At 36.6% G+C, this 20482-nt stretch carries 19 protein-coding genes; 15 read left to right on the top strand and 4 right to left on the bottom strand.

Annotated features, from left to right (window positions below):
* Positions 1-28: 28 nt before the first annotated feature.
* Entirely contained in the window at positions 29-832 is an 804-nt protein-coding gene (locus SGJ10_03320; protein ID MDZ4757156.1) for a hypothetical protein, read from the bottom strand.
* A gap of 104 nt (positions 833-936) precedes the next feature.
* On the opposite strand from SGJ10_03320, the gene SGJ10_03315 reads away from it, so the two are divergent.
* The 4 genes from SGJ10_03315 to hemW all read left to right on the top strand — a co-directional run bounded on the left by SGJ10_03315 (position 937) and on the right by hemW (position 6680).
* The gene (locus SGJ10_03315; protein ID MDZ4757155.1) at positions 937-1953 is read left to right on the top strand and encodes an endonuclease/exonuclease/phosphatase family protein; all 1017 of its coding nucleotides are present in this window, start codon (positions 937-939) and stop codon (positions 1951-1953) included.
* A 72-nt stretch (positions 1954-2025) separates the two neighbouring features.
* Entirely contained in the window at positions 2026-3861 is a 1836-nt protein-coding gene (locus SGJ10_03310; protein ID MDZ4757154.1) for a DUF4139 domain-containing protein, read from the top strand.
* 24 nt (positions 3862-3885) lie between these two features.
* Positions 3886-5484, top strand: a complete 1599-nt coding sequence (locus SGJ10_03305) for a mucoidy inhibitor MuiA family protein (protein ID MDZ4757153.1) — start codon at positions 3886-3888, stop codon at positions 5482-5484.
* Between the two features lie 74 nt (positions 5485-5558).
* The gene (hemW, locus tag SGJ10_03300; protein MDZ4757152.1) at positions 5559-6680 is read left to right on the top strand and encodes a radical SAM family heme chaperone HemW; all 1122 of its coding nucleotides are present in this window, start codon (positions 5559-5561) and stop codon (positions 6678-6680) included.
* Positions 6681-7137: 457 nt separating this feature from the next.
* On the opposite strand, the gene SGJ10_03295 is transcribed toward hemW, so the two are convergent.
* Entirely contained in the window at positions 7138-7515 is a 378-nt protein-coding gene (locus SGJ10_03295) for an START-like domain-containing protein (GenBank protein MDZ4757151.1), read from the bottom strand.
* 125 nt (positions 7516-7640) lie between these two features.
* Between SGJ10_03295 and mutY the strand changes: the two genes are divergently transcribed.
* The 8 genes from mutY to SGJ10_03255 all read left to right on the top strand — a co-directional run bounded on the left by mutY (position 7641) and on the right by SGJ10_03255 (position 16260).
* A complete protein-coding gene (gene mutY / locus SGJ10_03290; protein ID MDZ4757150.1) occupies positions 7641-8741 on the top strand; it encodes an A/G-specific adenine glycosylase in 1101 nt (366 codons plus the stop codon).
* Entirely contained in the window at positions 8707-9135 is a 429-nt protein-coding gene (ssb, locus tag SGJ10_03285) for a single-stranded DNA-binding protein (GenBank protein MDZ4757149.1), read from the top strand. Before mutY ends, ssb begins: the two co-directional genes overlap by 35 nt.
* A gap of 24 nt (positions 9136-9159) precedes the next feature.
* A complete protein-coding gene (gldE, locus tag SGJ10_03280; protein MDZ4757148.1) occupies positions 9160-10494 on the top strand; it encodes a gliding motility-associated protein GldE in 1335 nt (444 codons plus the stop codon).
* Entirely contained in the window at positions 10491-11072 is a 582-nt protein-coding gene (locus SGJ10_03275) for a gliding motility lipoprotein GldD (protein MDZ4757147.1), read from the top strand. Before gldE ends, SGJ10_03275 begins: the two co-directional genes overlap by 4 nt.
* 664 nt (positions 11073-11736) lie before the next feature.
* Positions 11737-13968 carry a DUF5916 domain-containing protein gene (locus SGJ10_03270; GenBank protein MDZ4757146.1) on the top strand — a complete coding sequence of 744 codons (2232 nt, stop codon included), beginning with the start codon at positions 11737-11739 and terminating at the stop codon, positions 13966-13968.
* A 55-nt stretch (positions 13969-14023) separates the two neighbouring features.
* Positions 14024-14890, top strand: a complete 867-nt coding sequence (locus tag SGJ10_03265) for an Omp28-related outer membrane protein (protein MDZ4757145.1) — start codon at positions 14024-14026, stop codon at positions 14888-14890.
* Between the two features lie 105 nt (positions 14891-14995).
* Positions 14996-15775, top strand: coding sequence for an enoyl-CoA hydratase-related protein (locus SGJ10_03260; protein ID MDZ4757144.1), 780 nt, complete (start codon positions 14996-14998; stop codon positions 15773-15775).
* Positions 15772-16260 (top strand): hypothetical protein, encoded by a 489-nt coding sequence (locus tag SGJ10_03255; protein ID MDZ4757143.1) that lies wholly within the window; start codon positions 15772-15774, stop codon positions 16258-16260. The genes SGJ10_03260 and SGJ10_03255 overlap by 4 nt, the downstream gene beginning before the upstream one ends.
* A gap of 126 nt (positions 16261-16386) precedes the next feature.
* On the opposite strand, the gene SGJ10_03250 is transcribed toward SGJ10_03255, so the two are convergent.
* Both SGJ10_03250 and SGJ10_03245 read right to left on the bottom strand, forming a co-directional pair.
* Positions 16387-16893: a hypothetical protein gene (locus SGJ10_03250; GenBank protein ID MDZ4757142.1), complete on the bottom strand. Its 507-nt coding sequence runs from the start codon at positions 16891-16893 to the stop codon at positions 16387-16389.
* Entirely contained in the window at positions 16890-17936 is a 1047-nt protein-coding gene (locus tag SGJ10_03245; protein MDZ4757141.1) for a VOC family protein, read from the bottom strand. Before SGJ10_03245 ends, SGJ10_03250 begins: the two co-directional genes overlap by 4 nt.
* A gap of 153 nt (positions 17937-18089) precedes the next feature.
* On the opposite strand from SGJ10_03245, the gene SGJ10_03240 reads away from it, so the two are divergent.
* The 3 genes from SGJ10_03240 to SGJ10_03230 all read left to right on the top strand — a co-directional run bounded on the left by SGJ10_03240 (position 18090) and on the right by SGJ10_03230 (position 20302).
* Entirely contained in the window at positions 18090-19076 is a 987-nt protein-coding gene (locus SGJ10_03240) for a beta-ketoacyl-ACP synthase III (protein ID MDZ4757140.1), read from the top strand.
* A 167-nt stretch (positions 19077-19243) separates the two neighbouring features.
* Positions 19244-19729 carry a DUF1573 domain-containing protein gene (locus SGJ10_03235; protein ID MDZ4757139.1) on the top strand — a complete coding sequence of 162 codons (486 nt, stop codon included), beginning with the start codon at positions 19244-19246 and terminating at the stop codon, positions 19727-19729.
* 114 nt (positions 19730-19843) lie between these two features.
* Positions 19844-20302 (top strand): DUF1573 domain-containing protein, encoded by a 459-nt coding sequence (locus SGJ10_03230; protein MDZ4757138.1) that lies wholly within the window; start codon positions 19844-19846, stop codon positions 20300-20302.
* Positions 20303-20482 lie beyond the last annotated feature (180 nt).

Genomic DNA, 20482 nt, shown 5'->3' with positions numbered 1-20482 from the left:
TCCGCCGCGGCGGAGCACTGACCACTTACTACTGTTTACTGGCTACTGACAACTTCATCCAAAGTCTCTCAGGTTGTATATCGGGCCAGTCGCTCATCCATTCTAGGCTGCGGACTTCATATAATTCTAGTATATTTTTTTTCCAACAAAAACTGTAAAACTTCCCACCGGGTTCATTTTTTACTGGGCTAAAATATACCAAGTCCATTTCGTCGCAAAACCTTCTGCAGTTGCCCGCCAAGCATATTTCAAAATGTTCATATGGACTTAAGTTTTCTATCGTTCCATCTTTGGTAAATGTGATTTCTTTTTTGTAATTAATGCCAGTATGATTTTCTATAATACTAAACTTTCCTGCCAATAATACATCATTGGCTATTTTGCGTGTCGCCGTTTGGTAGCCTTGCGTGGTTGGCTTTTCATAATATTGGCTGTCGCAGCGGGCAAAACGTATTTGTTTGTCGGGGCCATTATAATAAAGAAATTCACCTGCGGTTTTCAATTGAATTAAAGAATCGCGTTTGGCACTAAACCTAAAATTAATATTGGGATGTTCAAAATACCACGAAGCTATTGCGGGATCAGCCTCGCCTTCAAAACTCCAAGCTCGTTGAGCAGAATCGGAAATAAATAATTCAAGGCAGCCATTTGTTTTGATAAATTTGGCTGATTTATATAATTTCAAACTATCCACCCAGTCTTGGTTTACCCACAAACCACTGAAACTATATTTGGGTTGCTTTGCGGAAGGTTTTACTTGTGGGCTATTGCCACACATCACCACAAAAAATAAGAGCGGTAAACAAATGGTAAATTTTGTATGGTGTTTCATTATGTTTGCAAACAAAGTCTATAGTTTTTACAATTCAAATATAGTGGGTGTTTTGTGGATATTATAGCCTTAAGTGGTATTAACTTTGCCCATCATTCAAACACATGAAATTTAAGATATTCGCCATTTTCTTGTTTGCGGTTGTTACTGTAAACACAGCATTCTCCCAAAAACAATACACTGTTGCTTTTTATAATGTCGAGAACCTTTTTGACACTATCAATGATAAAAAGAAAAATGATGAGGAATTTCTGCCATTGGCGGAAAACAAATGGGACAGTGAGAAATATGCCAACAAATTACTGCACCTCTCAAAAGTAATTAGCGAATTGGGTAGTGACGATGGCCCGGATGTGATAGGTTTGTGCGAGATTGAAAACCGTAGGGTTTTGATGGATTTGGTAAAAACCCCGCTATTGCAAAGGAAAGGTTACGAAATTGTACATTACGAATCGCCCGATATGCGTGGCATTGACGTGGCACTATTTTATAAAAAGAGTCTGTTCACTTTTATCGATTCAAAAAAGTACAAAGTAAAACTCCCTGATAAAAAACGCAGTGCCACCCGTGATATTTTGATGGTGCAATTATTAAACGCCAAAAATGATACAATAGTATTCTTCGTCAACCATTTCCCTAGTAGATTAGGAGGTATCGAGAAAAGTGCTCCAAACAGATGTACAGCTGCCGCAATTTTAAAATCTAAATTCGATTCCATCATTGCGGCCAATTATCAGAGCAATATAGTGATGATGGGCGATTTCAATGATGAGCCCGATGATTCCTCTATTAAATATATACTGAAATGTAACTTTACTATGGGCGAAAGTAGTTATAATGAACTCTATAACCCCATGCTCGATTTGAAAAAGAAGGGGGAAGGAACCATAGTATATCAAAAAAAATATGAATTGATAGATCAGTTTATGATGAGTAACCATCTACTATACCAAAATAATAAATTGCATTATGTGCCCAATTCGGTAACTATTTTCAAACCTGAATATATACAAGAACAAAATCCTAAATATAAAGGAAAGCCATATAGAACATTTGTTGGCCCTAAATATTTGAACGGATATTCCGATCACTTTCCGATATATATGAAAATTGCCTATTAACATTTACCATTCCATTTTTAAAGAGATACAACACTCCTTATGAAGAAATATATTATATACATTTTTATCCTGATGCAAGCATATTCGTATGCACAGGAAGCAAGAAAAACTACAATCACTAGTACCATTACCAAGGTTTCTTTATTTGTACAAGGGGCACAAGTAACCCGTGAAGCTGATATTACAATAGAACCTGGTACCTGGCAATATATGTTCGACAAACTATCGCCCTATATTGATGATAATAGTGTGCAGATTGGCGGTACACAAGGTGTTACCTTGCTCAATGTTTTTAAGCAAATTGATTATTTGAACACAGCCGGCGAGAAAAAAGAGACGCATGTGCAAGATTCTATTGATAAAATAAAATATGAAATTGCTGTTTGCAAAAACAGAATATATGCATGGGAACAAGAAATAAAATTGATTACCAAAAACAATAGAGTGGTGCAAGACAAAGCCAATGATGGTGTATCGCAGTTAGAAGAACTGGAGGATTATTATAATAAAAAATTGCCCCCATTATATGATGATATTTTAAGACAAAAATTAATGATTAAAGCATTGAATTTGCGTAGTGAAAAATTTTACAAACAACTGCGTACCGAGAGCGATGGCAGTACCATGGGTAGTAAACAAATAATTGCAGTGATAAAATCGGATACCAAGAAAAGAATAAAAATATCGCTTACGTATTATGTAAAAAATTGTGGTTGGACTCCCATATATGATGTGGTTTTTGAAGAAGTAAACAAACCTTTAAAATTAGTTTATAAAGCCAGTGCCTGGCAAAGTACTTTGGAAGACTGGACCAATATTCCACTCAAAATTACCACAGGAAACCCCAATATGAATGGAATAAAACCTATATTATATAAAAACGAAGCTACCATTACCTGGGCTGTGGGAATTCAAGAAGTATCGCAACCTATGTCTACAGGTTATGCGGATAATAATGCACCAGCCACTGTATCTGAACAAACAGTAGATATTAAAGCAACCCAAGATGAGGAAGTAAAGGAACAAGCAGTAGGGCGAATTAGAAAAACAGAGGATAAAAAGGGGAAGTATGATAGTGCCGGGGATGGTGATGAAAGAAGTGAAACGAGAAGCAAACGAAAAGTTCAACCAGCCTATTCAACAGAAGAGGGTTCAACTGAAGAAGATGCATATGGTGGGCAGGTAGTGTCAGCACCACTACTTAATAAAATAGGAGGAGCTAGAAGTAGCGGCCAATCTTTATATATAGACGGGATACATACTGGTACTTATACAGCTTTAAATCTTAACGCAACTTATAATTCAAATCCTTTACGAATAGAATTCACCACCGATAAAAACTATACTTTTAAAACAGGTGAGCCTGCACAATTAATTGCTTTGCGTAATTATGAAATTACTCCAGAGTATAAACTTATAACAGTTCCCAAATTGGAAAAATCTGTTTTCCTTACTGCGGTATTCGAACCTAAGGAAGAGATAGCACAATTAACAGCTATGGCCAATATATATACTGCTGGCGATTTTATGGGAACATCTTATTTACATGTAAACGAAAATGATACCTTAGAGGTTTCTTTAGGTAGAGATAAAAGTATGTTGGTCGATCGTAAAAAATTGAAAGATTATAGCAAACGTTCTTTTAGTGGGAATTCAAAAATTGATGAATCGATATATGAAATCAGCGTTCGTAATTTGAAAACTACTGATGTGAAACTTATAGTCGAAGACCAAATACCATTGAGCAATACCAGCGATATAAAGGTAGAATTGATTGATAATGGAAACGCAGAATATGATGAAACCAGTGGCAAACTCACTTGGAAAATAGACTTGAAAGCTGGTGAAAGTATTAAGTTGAAATTTGCCTACAAAATAAGCTATCCCAAAAAACCCAAAACTAATTGAGCTTAAATATAAACTATTATAGTAATGAAAAATTCAAATATATATATCATACTTCTTTTTTTGTTGGGTGTAACTCAGTTAAAAGCTCAAGAAGGCAACCATGTGAAGTCGAAAATTACGAATGCCACTGTTTATATAAGTGGAGCCTTGATAACTAGAGAATGTGAACTGAGTTTGGAAAAGGGCGAAAACTATTTTATTATAGAAAATTTACCCTTAAGTATGAATGATGCCAGCATGCAATTAAAGGGCTTGGGGAGTATACAAGTATTATCAATGTCTGTAAAACAAAATTATTTGAATAGTGGAGAAGACAAGCCCAAACGCCTCAATGAAATGGCAGATTCTATTGAATATTTGCAATTATTGATTGACCAATTAAGCAACCAAAAAAAGGTATTAGACGAAGATTTGAATTTATTATTGAACAACAAAAATATTAATGAAAAAGGCTCGGATGTTTCTACTTTGGAAGAATTGCATGCATTATATAAAAAACGAATTTATACCATAAAGGATGAGTTGTTGAAAATAAAAATGCAGCGGAAAAAATTCATAGACAAACAAATAATCATCCAAAGGCAAGGAGATCAGATGATCAATGATTATAGCACGGCTCAAAAGGAAGTACATCTAAAACTATACAGTGAAAATAAGAAAACTTTAAAATTAAATTTGGTATATTTAGTATATGGAGTTAGTTGGTACGCTAGTTACGATGTGAGGGTTAAAGATTTGAAAAGCCCCATGCAGTTAACTTATAAAGCAAATATTACCCAAACCACGGGCGAAGATTGGAACAATGTGATTTTGAAAATATCGAATGGTAATCCGTCATTGGGTAATTCACGTCCTGTATTAAATCCTGTATATACTGCTTATACTTTTGATAGAAGGAATGATGCTGAAGAAGAGACAAATTCGTTTAGAGGTAATGTTATGGTTCATAAAAAAGAAAATGCACTAAATGGCAGAAAACATAGTAGTGAAGGAATGGTAATGAGTAGCAATGTTTTTAATATAGAATTTAATATAGCTATTCCTTATAGCATTTTAGCTGATGGAAAAGTAAATACGGTGGACGCACAAGTTTTTGAAATGCCTGCGGTATATGAACTCTCGGCGGTGCCCAAGCTTGACCAGCAAACTTATTTGATAGGACGTATTAGCGGAAATGAAGAACTCGGGCAATTGAATGGCCGAGCAAATGTATATTTTGATGGAACCTTTGTGGGCCAAAGCAATGTGAGCAGCGATGAAAATGATACCTTGAATATATCATTGGGCGTCGATAAAAGTATATTAGTTGAACGTAAAAAATTGCGTGAAAGTAGTAAAAAAGCGTTTTTGGGTTCTACCAAAAAAGAAACCAATACTTTTGAAATTAGTGTACGCAATACCAAAAATATAGCCCAGGATATTATTATAGAAGACAATATTCCAGTGTCTACCGATAAACAAGTAGAAATAACATTGGAAGAAAGTAGCGGGGCTACTATAAATGCTGATGAAGGCAAACTTACTTGGCACCTCACCTTGCAACCAGGCGAAATCAAAAAACTTAAAATAAGTTACACGGTAAAATCGCCAAAGAATAAGGTGATATATTATAATAAAGAATAAGGTAGTTAAAAGTTTATAGTGAACAGTGAACAGTGCTAACGCAACAATTTTTAACTATTAACTATTAACTAAAAATGCAGGGCCTCTATCTCCACATACCCTTCTGCCGGCAGCGATGCCACTACTGCGATTTTTATTTTGTAACGAATAATAAATTACAAGAAGAATTTACCCAAAGTATAATACTTGAATTAGAAAATAGGAAAGGTGAACTTGATAATTCTAAGCCAATTAGTTCTATTTATTTTGGCGGCGGAACTCCTTCACTTTTGGATACCAAATATCTGGCAAAAATATTCGAGAAGATATATAATATTTATCAAATAGATGAGCATGCAGAAATTACTTTAGAAGCAAATCCTGATGATCTAGATTTACAAAAGCTTAAGGAGCTGAAATCTTTACCCATTAATAGGTTGAGTGTGGGAATTCAATCTTTTTTTGAAGAGGATTTGAAGTGGATGAACCGTGCCCATAATAAGGAACAAGCTATAGCTAGTTTAGATAATATTGCACTTGCAGGTTTCGATAATATATCTGCCGATTTGATATATGGATTTGATATTTTGAGCAATGAAAAATGGGTGCAAAATTTGGATAGCGTTTCGAAATATTCGCACATTAAACATTTATCCTGTTATCAATTAACGGTGGAACCCAAAACCCCATTGGAGAAATTGATTAAGAAAGGAATATATAATAATAGTCCTGATGAAAAATTTGTGGAGCAGTTTGAGATATTGATGGACTGGACCGCAACAAATAATTTTTGCCAATACGAAATTTCAAATTTTAGTAAAGCAGGATATGAGGCGGTTCATAATTCAAACTATTGGAAGGGCTTTCCCTACTTGGGTTTGGGACCATCGGCACATAGTTATGATGGAGTTAATGTCCGCAAAAAAAATACCGCTCATTTGGGGGATTATATTATAAACCCTTTACAGTATGAAACCGAAAATTTGTCGAAGCAAAACTTATATAATGAATATATCATGACCCGTTTAAGAACCTCATCGGGGATTAAAATGCAGGAAGTAAAATCGATTTTCGGGAATGATTATTATAATTACCTATATAATATGCTTGGGGAAGAAGCTATATTAGGTTATATAAATGTAGAAAATGATATTATCATACTAAACAAACCCGGAAAGCTGATGGCCGATGGGGTAGCAGCAGCCATGTTTATTTAAAATATTCGTATAAGTAGCTTACCATTAACGACCATAGTAGGGTTGTGCTAAACATCCAAACTGCAACTTTTGTTTTATTTTTAAAAAATTTGAGTGCCAAAAAACAGCCTAGTGGGATTGATAGAATAGTAGGAGTGAGGATTGCTAATCCGGGTAGGCCAAAATTATTTTTTATTTTTATAAACCTACGATTTTTGGCCGTAAAATTTTTTTTTACTTTGGTACTTTTAAATCGGGATTTAAAAAATTTATCAATGAGTTTCCAGATTTTAGAACTCAATAATATAAACACACTGCAACCCGTGAGCCCGCCTAGCGAACAAATGATAAAAGTACTGTGAGAATCAAATTTAAATGCAATTGCGGTGAGCAAACCCACCAACATTTTTACGGCAGATAAAAAAAAGACGGTGAAAATTTCAATCCATTGCAAAGCGGTGCGGAGCGTTAAGTTTATTTAGGCACCTATACAGGTTTTCAAATCCTGCACTTGGCTATCCCAAAGCATTAAGGATTCTTTCTCTTCGGCCTCTTCGGTAAAATCGGTAACTATTAAAGCAAGTCCATCGGTAATGGCATCTCGCTCCAATTCAAACTCAAAATACTCATCCGCCGGCGAACCTTCCCATTGGAATTTTATACTCTTATTGGTTACTTTCTTCAGCAATTTAGCTTTCTGAATATCAGTATCCCATTTAAAATTAAAGTAGTCTAAACGTGTATCAACATCAGTACAAAACCACTGACATAAACCGCCAGCGGTGCTTAGGTATGGGAACACCAAGCTTGCTGAAGCCCTTAATACAAATTCCATTCTTATTTTCTTACGTGCCATAAAATCAAGGTTTTACGATTCCCCCTTTAGGGGGTGCAAAAGTCGGCAATTTTTTCTTAAATGCCAAACCTTAATTAAAGATTTTTTTTGCTTGTTCCACAAAGCCTAACTTTGCAGGCCGTCTCATGCATTCAGTAACTCGTAAATTAGCCAAATGGTATCAAGTCCACCAAAGAGATTTGCCATGGCGTGAAACGAAGGATCCTTATAAAATTTGGCTTTCGGAAATAATACTACAGCAAACGCGTGTGGAGCAAGGCATGCCCTACTATTATAAATTTGTAGCACAATATCCTAGTATTATACATTTAGCCAAAGCCCCTATTGATGAGGTGTTGAAGCTATGGCAAGGTTTGGGCTATTATAGTCGTGCCAGGAATATGCATGAGGCTGCCAAAGAATTACTTGAAAAGTGTAAAGGCAAATTTCCCAAAGATTACAAAAGTATTCGCAGTTTAAAAGGGGTAGGCGATTATACAGCAGCGGCGATCTCATCGCTTGCATTTGGATTGCCGCATGCTGTGGTAGATGGCAATGTTTATCGTGTGCTTTCTAGGTTATATAATATTGATACTCCTATAAATAGTTCTCAGGGAAAATATCAATTTGCCCAACTTGCCGAAGAGCTGCTCGATAGGAAAAACCCGGGCGACCACAACCAGGCAATGATGGAACTGGGGGCTATTTGTTGCAAGCCTGCTAATCCTAATTGCGAGCAATGTCCCATTGCCGAAAATTGTTTGGCACTCGGTAAAGGAACTGTGAACGACCTTCCTTTAAAAACTAAAAGTAAACCAGTGCGAAATCGTTATCTCAACTATCTCTTTCTGGTTAAAGACGATAGCTTCTGCCTGCTACAGCGGGGTGTTGACGATATATGGAAAGGATTATATGATTTGCCCGTAATAGAACATGAGAAATTATTGGAAGTGGATGAGTTGCTGGATGAAATTTTTTTAAAAGATATAAAAGGTCGCCAATCTCTATTATACAATGGTAGTTCAGACTATTTGCACAAACTCACACACCGTAATTTGCATGCCCGTTTTCATATATTTTTTTATAAAAGACTTGTAAGCTTAAACAAATTTGGTATTTTTGAAACCACTTTTAAAAATATGGAGAGCTATGCGATTCCTCGATTGCTCGATAAGTTTTTGAACGAACAATATAAACCAAGTAAAAAACCAAATGAACAAAGTATTTTTGATAGGGAATTTGGGTAAAGACCCCGAGTTTAGGGCATTTGAAAACGGTGGACGAGTTACTCGTTTTCCATTGGCAACTAACGAAAGCTATACAAATAGGCAAGGCGAACGTGTGAACTTAACCGAGTGGCACGACATAGAAGTATGGGAACGCCAAGCTGAAATTGCAGATAAATATTTGAGAAAAGGATCGAAGGTCATGATTGAAGGCCGTATTCGCACCGAAAACTGGACTGATAAAAATACCAATGAACCACGTCAGAGAAAAACGATTCGCTGCACCAGTTTCGAAATATTGAGCGGCCATGCCGATGGCCAAGTGAACAGTGAAGGGCATACACATAACGAGCAAGCACCCATCGAAACTCCACCACAAACTCCACCCGACCCTACAGGCGACTTGCCTTTTTAATTTTCTCACCCTAAAACCCCTATTTTGGAAAACCCCTTACCCGAACGAAGTTATCAATTGCTTCATATATTTAACGAAGTTACAACCGGTGAAATTGCTTCAACCGTAATTGCTATTATTATCATACTTATTCTCCTTTTTTGCTCGGCATTAGTTGCGGGTAGCGAAAATGCTTTCTTTTCTATTCCCAAGCAAAAGCTAGATGAAATAAAGAGTGAAGATTCACCTGCTTCAAAGGCTATCATGTTTTTGTTGAACAAGCCAAAAACATTATTGGCTACTATACTTATTACGAATAATTTTATTAATATTGCCTTTGTATTGGTCTCCAATACTTTGTTCGATTTGCTCATAAATCCAGAAATACAAAAGACTACTTCCTTCTTTGTTTTTCAGGTAACATTTATTACTTTTATTATAGTTTTCTTGGCTGAGATTACTCCGAAAATTTATGCAACACAGCATTATATGAGTTTCTCAAGATTGATGGCTTTACCTATATATTATTTGAGTAAATTTTGGTCTCCATTTGTTTGGATTTTGGTAAAAAGTACTTCTATAATAGATAAAAGAATTACCAAAAAGGGACACATGGTAACGGTGGACGATTTGGAACATGCTATCGAAATTACAAGCCATGCCAATCAGCCCCGCCAAGAAAAAGAAATACTGAAAGGTATTGTGAATTTTGGTAATACTGATGTGAAACAAATTAGTCGTCCACGCATGGATGTGAAGAGCGTGGATTTAAGCTGGGATTTTAAGCAGGTGATGGCATACTTTAACGAATGGGGATATTCACGCATGCCTGTGTGTGATTCATCGTTCGATAAAGTGAAAGGGATTCTTACCATGAAAGATTTGCTTCCACATATAGAAAAGCCAGCAAACTATAAATGGCATACATTAATACGTGAAGCATTCTTTGTGCCCGAAAGCAAAATGATTGATGATTTGCTGAAAGAATTTCAAACACAACGCAAACATATAGCTATAGTTTTTGATGAGTTTGGCGGAAATTTGGGCATAGTAACAATGGAAGATATTTTGGAAGAAATATTTGGAGAAATACATGATGAATTTGATGAAGACGAAAGATTATATTCTCAGCTCGATGCAAACACTTTTATATTTGAAGGTAAAACATTAATTAATGATGTATGCAAACTGATGAAGGTGGATCCCGATAGTTTTGAAAAAGCCAAAGGCGAGGCTGAAACCCTTGCTGGATTGCTACTTGAGCTAAACGGGAAACTCCCTTTTCGCGGACAAAAAATAGAACACAGCATATTTTCTTTCACGGTGGAAGCAGTTGATAAGAGAAGAATTAGTAGAATAAAAGTAGTGGTGAAAAGATGAAAAGTATTATAAGTTTTTTTAGTATATTATATATAATAGTCATCACCTCATGCCACAATGATTATGTACCCAAAAAACGTGAATTTGAACAGATAGATCTTCCTGTCAAAAGTTATCATACTTATAATAAAGAAATTCCATATTCATTTGAAATTCCTGATTATGCTATTGCACAAGAAGACCATAGCAATGGTGCCGAACCTTACTGGGTTAATATTCGCTATCCAGAAATGAATGCTACTTTGCATTTGAGTTATAAAACTATCAGTCCTAAAAATACTTTGCAAGGACTAGTGCACGATACCCGGATGTTGTCATGGAAACATGAATCGGTTGCAAGTAATATAGAAGAGTATGAGATACAAGGAGCTGATAGCAATACCACAGGTCTACGCTACGAAGTGAGTGGAAAGGCAGCAACCGCTTTTCAGTTTTTTTTAACTGATAATAAAAAACATTTTCTTCGTGGTGCATTATATTTTGATTCACACACCGAGCCTGATAGCGTAGCTCCCGTATTTAATTTTTTGCATGAGGATGCGATGAAGTTAATTGGGAGTTTGCGGTGGAGGGAATAGGGTGTAGTATAAATTAGGAAGTATAAAGTAGGAAGTAGGAGCTTTGAAGTAGGAAGTTTGAAGTTGGAAGTTGAAGGTTTGAAGTTGGAAGTTGAAGGTTTGAAGTAGGAAGTAGGAAGTGTATAGTATAGATAGCTTGTCTGTTGTCAATAAAATAGTATTGTTTTTAAATGAAAATAAAAAAGCCAAACACTACTGGAAAATGGCTTGATAAAAAAGGTACAAAACAATTATTAATTCTTGTTGGATTGTTGTTTTTAGAATGGTAATACCGAACTACATCCCGAAAGCCCCGCTTAATCCCGATAATTATCGGGATGCGGGTGGATTAGTCCCTTTCTTTTGGACTACTATACATTGAGTGTCGGTATTATTTGGAGGATCCCAATTATCGAATATATTATGGAGAACGAAAGAAAAACCAAATTAATGAAAATGGAATTTTGATTGATGGACGAGTTATAGGACTCAGTAGTATGAAAGGTGATTATTGTAGTATAGAATATTTTTATGATGGTAAGAAATATATAAAAAAGATTACTCTTTTAATGACAAAGCTTATGTGTATGAACTCGTAATATTAATGATAGATAAGACAGATCCTGAAGAATGTTATTCTGTAGCATATAAATAAAATCGTTCTGCTTCCTTAACTTTGCCGCCCATGTTCCAAAAAATTACTATATGTTTATTTTGTTTTTATGTATCTATACAAAGTATATATGCACAAGAATTGCATATTAAAAAAGCACATTGCAATGTAAAAGTTGATGCGATATTGGATGAGCAATGTTGGGGCGAGGCCCAGCATGCCAAAGACTTTCAACAAGTATTTCCCTTTGATACGAGTGCTGCACAAACGCATACTGAAGCTATGGTTTCGTTCGATGATAATTTCTTTTACGTTGCTGCGATTTGTTATGATAGTTTGCCTGGAGATTATGTAGTCCAATCGCTTAAGCGAGATTTTAGTTACCCCATCAGCGATGCATTTACTATTATACTTGAACCTTTCAGCGACAAAACAAATGGTTTTGCATTTGGGGTAAATCCGGTAGGTGCACAACGCGAAGGGTTGATATCGAACGGCGGAAATTTTGGGGTAACCACCGATTGGGATAATGTGTGGTATAGCAGTGTGAAAAGATATAGTTATGGATGGGTAGTGGAAATGGCTATTCCATTAAAAACATTACGCTACAAAGCAAACTTAAATACCTGGGGCTTGAACTTTGGCCGCAACGATTTGAAACGAAATGAGAGCAGCACTTGGACAAGGGTACCACGCATATTTAATATAGCAAGTTTGGCATTTACGGGTACATTGGTTTGGGATGAACAGCCGCCCAACCCAGGCACCAATATATCTTTAATTCCTTATGCAATTGCCGGTAGTAGTTTAGATTCTGCTAGCCAGCCTAAACCTAATTATACAAAAAATATAGGGCTTGATGCAAAGATTGCAATTACCCCTTCTCTTAATTTAGACCTTACAGTTAACCCTAATTTTTCGCAAGTGGAAGTTGACAGGCAGCAAATAAACCTAACCCGTTTCAATATTGCATATCCCGAAAAACGCGTTTTCTTTTTAGAAAATTCCGATTTGTTTAGTCAGTTTGGGTTTAGACAAATTCGTCCTTTTTTTTCGCGGCAAATTGGACTGTATCAAAGCCCAATAGATTTGCAATTAAAAAATATTCCTATTATAGCTGGTGCCAGGCTAAGTGGTAAAATTAATAAGCTGTGGCGAACAGGAATTATGGATGTGCAAACCGCATCGGACAAGGCTTTGCAGATAAACGGTCAGAATTATTTTGTGGCGGCTTTTCAGCGGCAATTGGCATTTGTAAAAGGAAGGCCTAGGTCGCACAACTTGGAATTTATTATAGTGAACAGACAAAAAACGGGTCACGTAAACGATGCTGAAGCCTCCTATAATAGAGTGATGGGAATGGATCTCAATATTCTATCGCCCGATAATAAATGGGTGGGTAAAGTATTTGTCCATCAAAGTTTTGCACCAGGCTATAAAACCAATATGGCTAACCAAGCAAATGCCTCATTTCTGGCTTACCAAACAAATACTTTTTACACTACTTGGAACCATGAATATGTAGGTAAACATTATTTAGCACAAGTAGGTTTTGTTCCCCGTCCAGAATTATATAATGCAGCTACAGGTAAAGTAAATCGGATGAGTTATGGTAGACTGGAGCCTGAGGTAGGATACCGCTTTTATCCCAAAGGCAAAATTAAAAAGCATGTAAATTATTTTAAAGCAGAATTATATAATGATACCTATTTCGATTCTACTTTACATCGCATTACCGATTTTCAATTGAATCCCAATTTGGAAGTAAAGTTTCAGAACTCTGCAACTTTTATTTTAGAATGTGTGAGCCAGTTTACACGGTTTTTGTACCCCACAAATATTACAGGAATACAATTACCGGTAGGCGACTATTACTATCGCTATATCAATACAAGGTTCGAAACCAATAAGCGTAAAAAGTATAATATTGGTATTGGTGCTACCTATGGCGGCTTTTATACCGGTCAGCGTTTTTCAAAATACTTCGACATAAGCTACCGTTTACAGCCTTATGGAGTTATCAGCTTGAATGTGTCGCAAGATTTGATAAAATATCCCAGTAAAACGGCCAATATAATATACATTAGCCCAAAGGCGGAGATGGCATTTGCCAAGAATTTTTTCTTTACCACCTTTGTGCAGTATAATGCCCAAACAAAAAATACCAACCTCAATTGCAGGCTGCAATGGCGGTTCCGTCCCATGAGCGACTTGTTTGTGGTGTACTCCGATAACTATGACCAGTACCTGAATATGAAAAACAGGGCCATCGTGGTAAAATTTATTTATTGGTTAAATGTTTGATAATTTAAAAAATGTTGTAAATTGCACCACAAATCCAAATATAAAATAACAAATCATGAAAAAAATTACCCTAATTTTATCCGCTGCAGCTCTTGTCTGCACTATGGGTCTGACTTCTTGTAAGAAAAAGACCACTGTTGAAACCCCAGGTTGTATGGACCCTAACGCATTTAATTACAATAAAGATGCTAAAAAAGATGACGGCACTTGCCAATTACCACAAACTGATAGAAAAGCTACAGTTTATGATGTTACAGGTCTGTGGTGTCCTCCTTGCGGCGAATATGGCTTGCCTACTTTTGATAAATTGTCTATAGACAGTAAGGCAAGTGTAGTACCATTTAGTTGCCATGCCACTGATGAGCTTACCTCCACAGCAGGAACTGCAATTATGACTACCATTATGCCTGGAACTGCTGTTCCTAGAATGGGAGTTGGTACCACATTAGTTTTTCCAGCAGGAGTTACTACTGATATAACCTACAATGTTAAAACCATGAACACAAAAATTAATAGTATTACTATTAATGATTTGATAGTAGGAACAGGAATTAAAAAATCTATTAGTGGCAATATCATGTCAATAACCACCAATTCTAAGTTTGTGGTAGCAGCAAGTGGTGTAGAGTATTACATGGCTGTTTTTATATTGGAAAACGGACTTGTTGCAGACCAAAAAACACAAACAAAAGGAACAGTAAGCAAAATTCATAACCATGTGGTACGTCATTGCTTCACCACCTCTGTTACTGGCGAGTTACTTGCAAGTGGTACTATTGATGCAGGGAAATTAATTAGCAAAACTTTCACCAAAACAATTCCTGCTGTATGGAATGCTGCTAACTTATCAGTTGCAACCGTTATATACTACAAAGATCAAAACGGCAAAATGCAATTCGAAAATGCAAACATTGCTGAGTAATCGAATTTAAAAATTATTTTAAAAGCCTTCGTGAAAACGAGGGCTTTTTTTATGTTATTTTGCATCGTGATAAATTATAGAGATTAAAAAATTAATAGAATATATATGCAATTCGAAACTTTGACTTATGAAATAACTGAAGGTGTTTGCCGCCTCACCCTCAATCGCCCCGATTCATTCAACGCCTTTAACGACCAACAAAGTTTTGAGATGCAAGATGCACTTAAAGCTATTGAAAAGGATAAATCTATTCGTGTGGTAGTGCTTACGGGTGCGGGTAAAGCTTTCTGCTCAGGGCAGGATTTAAAAGCCATTGCAGGACAGAAACGTTCCTTGAGCGAATCATTATATAAAAGGTATAATCCGATTATTCGTGCTATGCGAAATTTGCCCATACCTATTATATGCAGATTGAATGGCGTAGCTGCAGGTGCGGGTTGTTCTATCGCCTTGGCCTGCGATATTATAGTAGCCAGCGAAGCTGCAAGTATGATAGAAGTATTTATCAATGTGGGCTTGGTATTGGATTCAGGGTCGAGTTATTTTTTACCTCGTGCAGTAGGAAGTAGCAAAGCATTCGAAATGGCAACCATGGGCACCAAAGTAAATGCCGCAGAAGCATTACAATTGGGAATGGTAAACCGTGTGGTACCAGGTGAACAATTGGATGAAGAAGTAAATAAATTCGCCGACTATTATAAAACTGCTCCTACAAAAGCTATAGGTTTGATAAAAAAAATGCTGAACAAAGCAGGTACTTCCTCGCTCGATGAAATGCTAGAATACGAAGCACATTGCCAAGAAATAGCAGGCCGCAGTAATGATTACCAAGAAGGCGTGCAGAGTTTTGTGGAGAAAAGGAAGGCAGTGTTTAAGGGGGCGTGAGCGTTATAAGATTAGTTTTATATATACTGTTTTATATTACATGTAATCCCAATGAAGGATGGTTAGATATTATTCAGAACAGCCAAGTAATAGATAAAAAATCTTCTTTATTTAAAATACCTCACCATGGATCTAAAAATGGATTTCATGAAGATATATGGTTAAATCTACTAACTGAAAAACCTATTTCTAAATTAACACCATGGAATAGAAACAGCAAACTTCCAGAATCCGAAATGTTAATTAGATACTCCGATTTAAGTATGAATTTATTAATGGCATCTCCACTAGTTAGTGACAAACCTAAAAAAAGAGAAAAACGTGTTGAAAAAATAATTGATAGTTTAAATAAGAAATTACGAGAAGTGAAATATAAAAAAGGAATCATAAGTTGTAGGGTTAAAATAGATGAAATAGATTCTAATTGGGAAGTTTCATTATTTGAAAATGCATTTAGTGTTTCTGAAGAACTTAATAAACTTTAGCTCATATACCTTCCCCAGTAATATAGGAATGGTTCAAAGTTAGAGCGGAAGTAATCTATTTTATGCCTCAGTTTGTTGTAGACAAATTATAAAGATTTTCAAAGGAAATAAGAGTATATAATATGCTCACGGTGGCAAAGGTCCACTGTACTCCAAACAGGGATAATTCCAAGTACAATATTGCCTCAAATCGAAGCTGATTTTCTTGTTTGATTTTTCATTGACGCTGAATTTGTAATCTCCATTTTGCCAATTCTCTATAATACATGCCGAGTCCCATTTCGCGTATTGAGCATCTTGAGGTATAATAGCTTTCTTAAGTTTATCTTCACGGATTATTATATAGTTTCCTGCCGAAAGTTTTAAGGTAAAATTGCCTGCGGTGTCAGTAATAATGCTTGTATATATTTTGCTTTTTGTACTATTTTCTTTACCTCGTTTTATATATAATTTTAACCCAATATAAGAAGCAGGATTTTGTTCTTCTTGATAATAATCGGGTCCCGGAGCCATGCCACTGCACCAGCTCTTCGAGTGGGTTACATGACCCTGTATGATATATAATTTAGGTTTTACCACACTGCATGATATCATAATACAAACAGCAAACAATATATAATATAGTTTCCTCATTTCACTTTACTAATACCCAATAAACGTACCATCCAATCGGCCAAAGGTTTGTGTTGTTTGTTTTTGAGATTGAGAAATAGACCTAACTTTTTAAGAATCGGAACTTTGTGGGTTTCTACAAATTCTATCAAGGTTCCGTCGGGGTCTTCTGTATAACTAAATCGTCCGCCACTATCGCCCATATCAAAGGTTTCCCCGCTATCAACTGTAAAAGGTGAATTGTGTTTTATACAATGTGCTTCGAGCCCTTTCATGTCCACCACATCAAAACATATATGTATATAACCTGTATCGCCCCAATCACGGCCTTCAAATATTTTTGTTCCTTTATAATCTATGGCTTGTATTAGTTCTATTTCTGTATCGCCCAGCAATCTGCTAAATGCACCTACAGATGGTTTATTTTTTTTCAATAATACACGGTCAAAATTTTCATTTTGCAAATCGGGCAAATCAGAAAAATTTCCAGTAGTATTATATATTTCTTGATCGAAACCCAAGACTTCTTTATAATACTTGATGGATTTCTCCATATCAGAAACACCAATTACCGCACCGCAAATTCCACCAATCGGGTGCTTTGCGTTTTGAAACCAATCTTTAGAACTTGCCAAATTAAAAGGATTATTATATAAGTCCCAAGCCCAAAAAGTAAATTCTCCATTGGGGTTTTCAGTCGGTTCTGCTACTTTTACATTTTTGCTTTTCAAAAAAGCGTAGGCCTTTTGCACATCGGGGCATTTTAGTTTGGGAGCATATATTCCCAAGTTGCCCAATCGTATTGGTTTTGCAGGTTCCACAGGCACACGACTGGTGTACTGCCAAATTTCAAAACCACCACCGCCTGCCATGTTCAATGAAAGTATAGCTCTGCGAGAACGCACTTCATTTTTTGTATAAGGCAGCATGAGAGCAGCCTCGCCAGCATCATCAAAAACCTGAGCCGTAAAACCAAAATGATCACGGTACCAGCGAGAAGCTTCTGTAACGTTTTTAATGCCGATGCCTATCTGTTGTATCCCTGTCCAATAATTTGTTTGCATATTATATAATGAATGAAGCTGCAAAGCAAAGAACAAATGTCTTAAAACCATTCAATAATTTAACAAATGGTGGGAAATTATAAAATTTTGTGTTTCACATTCCCAAAAATAATGGTGAATATTGCACCGTCTTTATATTTTTAAGAACTAGGAATGGGAATTACAGCAGCAATTACAGCGGTACATGGTTATGTGCCCGATTATATACTTACCAACGAAGAGTTGGAAAAGATGGTTGATACTTCGGATGAGTGGATTATGGCCCGTACAGGTATTAAAGAACGACATATATTAAACGAGCCTGGCAAAGCGACCAGTGACATGGGTGTTGAGGCCATCAATGGTTTGCTAAAGAAACGGGGCATCAGTGCCGAAGAAATAGATTTATTGATTTGTTGCACTATTACCGGAGATATGGTATTTCCTGCCACAGCTTGCATTATATGTGATAAGATTGGAGCCAAAAATGCGTGGGCCTACGATTTGGGTGCTGCGTGCTCTGGTTTTTTATTCGGATTGGAAACCGCCAACAATATGATATTGAGTGGCAAGTACAAAAAAGTGGTAGTAGTAGGCGGCGATAAAATGTCGTCTATTATAGATTATACCGAGCGTAATACCTGTATCATATTTGGCGACGGAATGGGAGCAGTATTGCTTGAGCCCAATACAGAGGGACTTGGTATTATGGATAGTATACTACGTGTAGATGGAAGTGGGCGGGAGTTCCTTCACCAAAAAGCAGGAGGTTCCTTAAAACCACCAAGCCATGAAACAATTGATGCACGCGAACATTATGTATATCAAGAAGGGAAGACGGTTTTCAAATTTGCGGTGACCAATATGGCCGAGGTGAGCAGAGAAATAATGGACCGCAATAATTTGGTGGCCGATGATATAGCTTGGCTAGTGCCACACCAAGCCAACAAAAGAATTATAGATGCAACTGCCGAACGTATGGGCATTGATAGCAGCAAAGTGATGTTGAATATTGAACGTTTTGGCAATACCACAAATGGTACGCTGCCCCTCTGTTTGTGGGAATGGGAAGACAAATTGAAGAAAGGTGATAATATAGTGTTATCGGCTTTCGGAGGTGGCTTTACTTGGGGAGCCATTTGGATTAAGTGGGCGTATTAATTTATGATTTGATGATTTGTTCCGCCGCGGCGGAGAATGATTTGTTGCTCCACGTCAGGGAATGATTTTGATTTATTGTAGTGCAGGTATATCTTTGCCAATGTTCTTTCATCATTCTAAAACATTTGGCATGGTGATTGGTAAATAGAAAAAAATTACTTATATATATGAAAAAAATTATTTATTCATTGACTTTTTTGATAGCCTTGGGCATCAGTAACCAAGCATTAGCTCAAGAGCCTCCAGCAAAGAAAACAGAGAAGTCGCACCGCTGGAGATTGTTTAAAAAGAAAAAAGAGCCTAAAGTGGAAGTGCCGCCAGCACCCCCTGCCGAGCCTTTTGCAGAGTTTTCTTTTGAAAAAGAAACCCACGACTTTGGCAATGTACCCAATGGACCAGATGTGATGTACGAATTCAAATTTAAAAATATAGGTAACTCACCCTTGATTATCTCCGGTGTTACTGCTCCATGCGGGTGTACCGCCCCCGAAGCACCGAAAGACCCCATTGCACCAGGAGCAACAGCCGGCATTAAAGTAGTGTATCATACACAAGGAAGGATAGGTGGTATTTCGAAAGCGGTTACAATTATTTCCAATTCAAAATCGCAACCTACGAAACTAATTTATATAACAGGTAACGTAAACCAATAGTAAATTAATCCTGAAAAATAGTTCAAACGCTAAGTCAAGATTTTTTTGCAAACTATTTTTTTGGTACAATAATTGGATTAAATTTGTCGCACTTAAAATTAAAATAAATATAAAATGAAAAAAGTTATTCTATCCGCTACATTTGCTTTCGCCATGATAATGGGCGTTAACGCACAACAAACTCCAGCACCAGTGGCAGCTAATCCTAATCAAGCCGACATCCAATTTGAAGAAACGCTTCACGATTTTGGTAACATTAAAGAAGGCACGCTTGCTACCTACGAGTTCAAATTTAAAAACACCGGCAAAGAGCCTTTGATACTTTCAAATGTACAAGCCTCTTGCGGTTGCACCACACCTACTTGGCCTAAAGAAGCTATTGCTCCTGGCAAAACAGCCGTTATCACCGCTACTTTTAACTCGCAAGGCCGTCCTGGTGTGTTCAACAAAGTTGTTACTGTCACTTCAAACGGCAAAACATCTTCTGTAGCTCTTACCTTGAAAGGTTTTGTAGAAACAGCTCCGCAACAACCTACTTCACCAGTTGTACAACCTCAGCAACCAAAACCATAATCCGTTAATACCAATATTTAAAAAGCCCATGATTTAATCGTGGGCTTTTTTGTTTGATGAAATGGTATAATAACCTTAATGAATTTATACCGAAACTCAATATATAATAGTCCAAAAGAAAGGGACTAATCCCCCCGCATCCCGATAATTATCGGGATTAAGCGGGGCTTTCGGGATGTA

The organism is Bacteroidota bacterium (assembly GCA_034439655.1).
Lineage (GTDB): Bacteria > Bacteroidota > Bacteroidia > UKL13-3 > UKL13-3 > CANJUD01.
The sequence above is the reverse complement of the archived record's forward strand: the minus strand, read 5'-3'. Positions and strand labels throughout refer to the sequence as shown.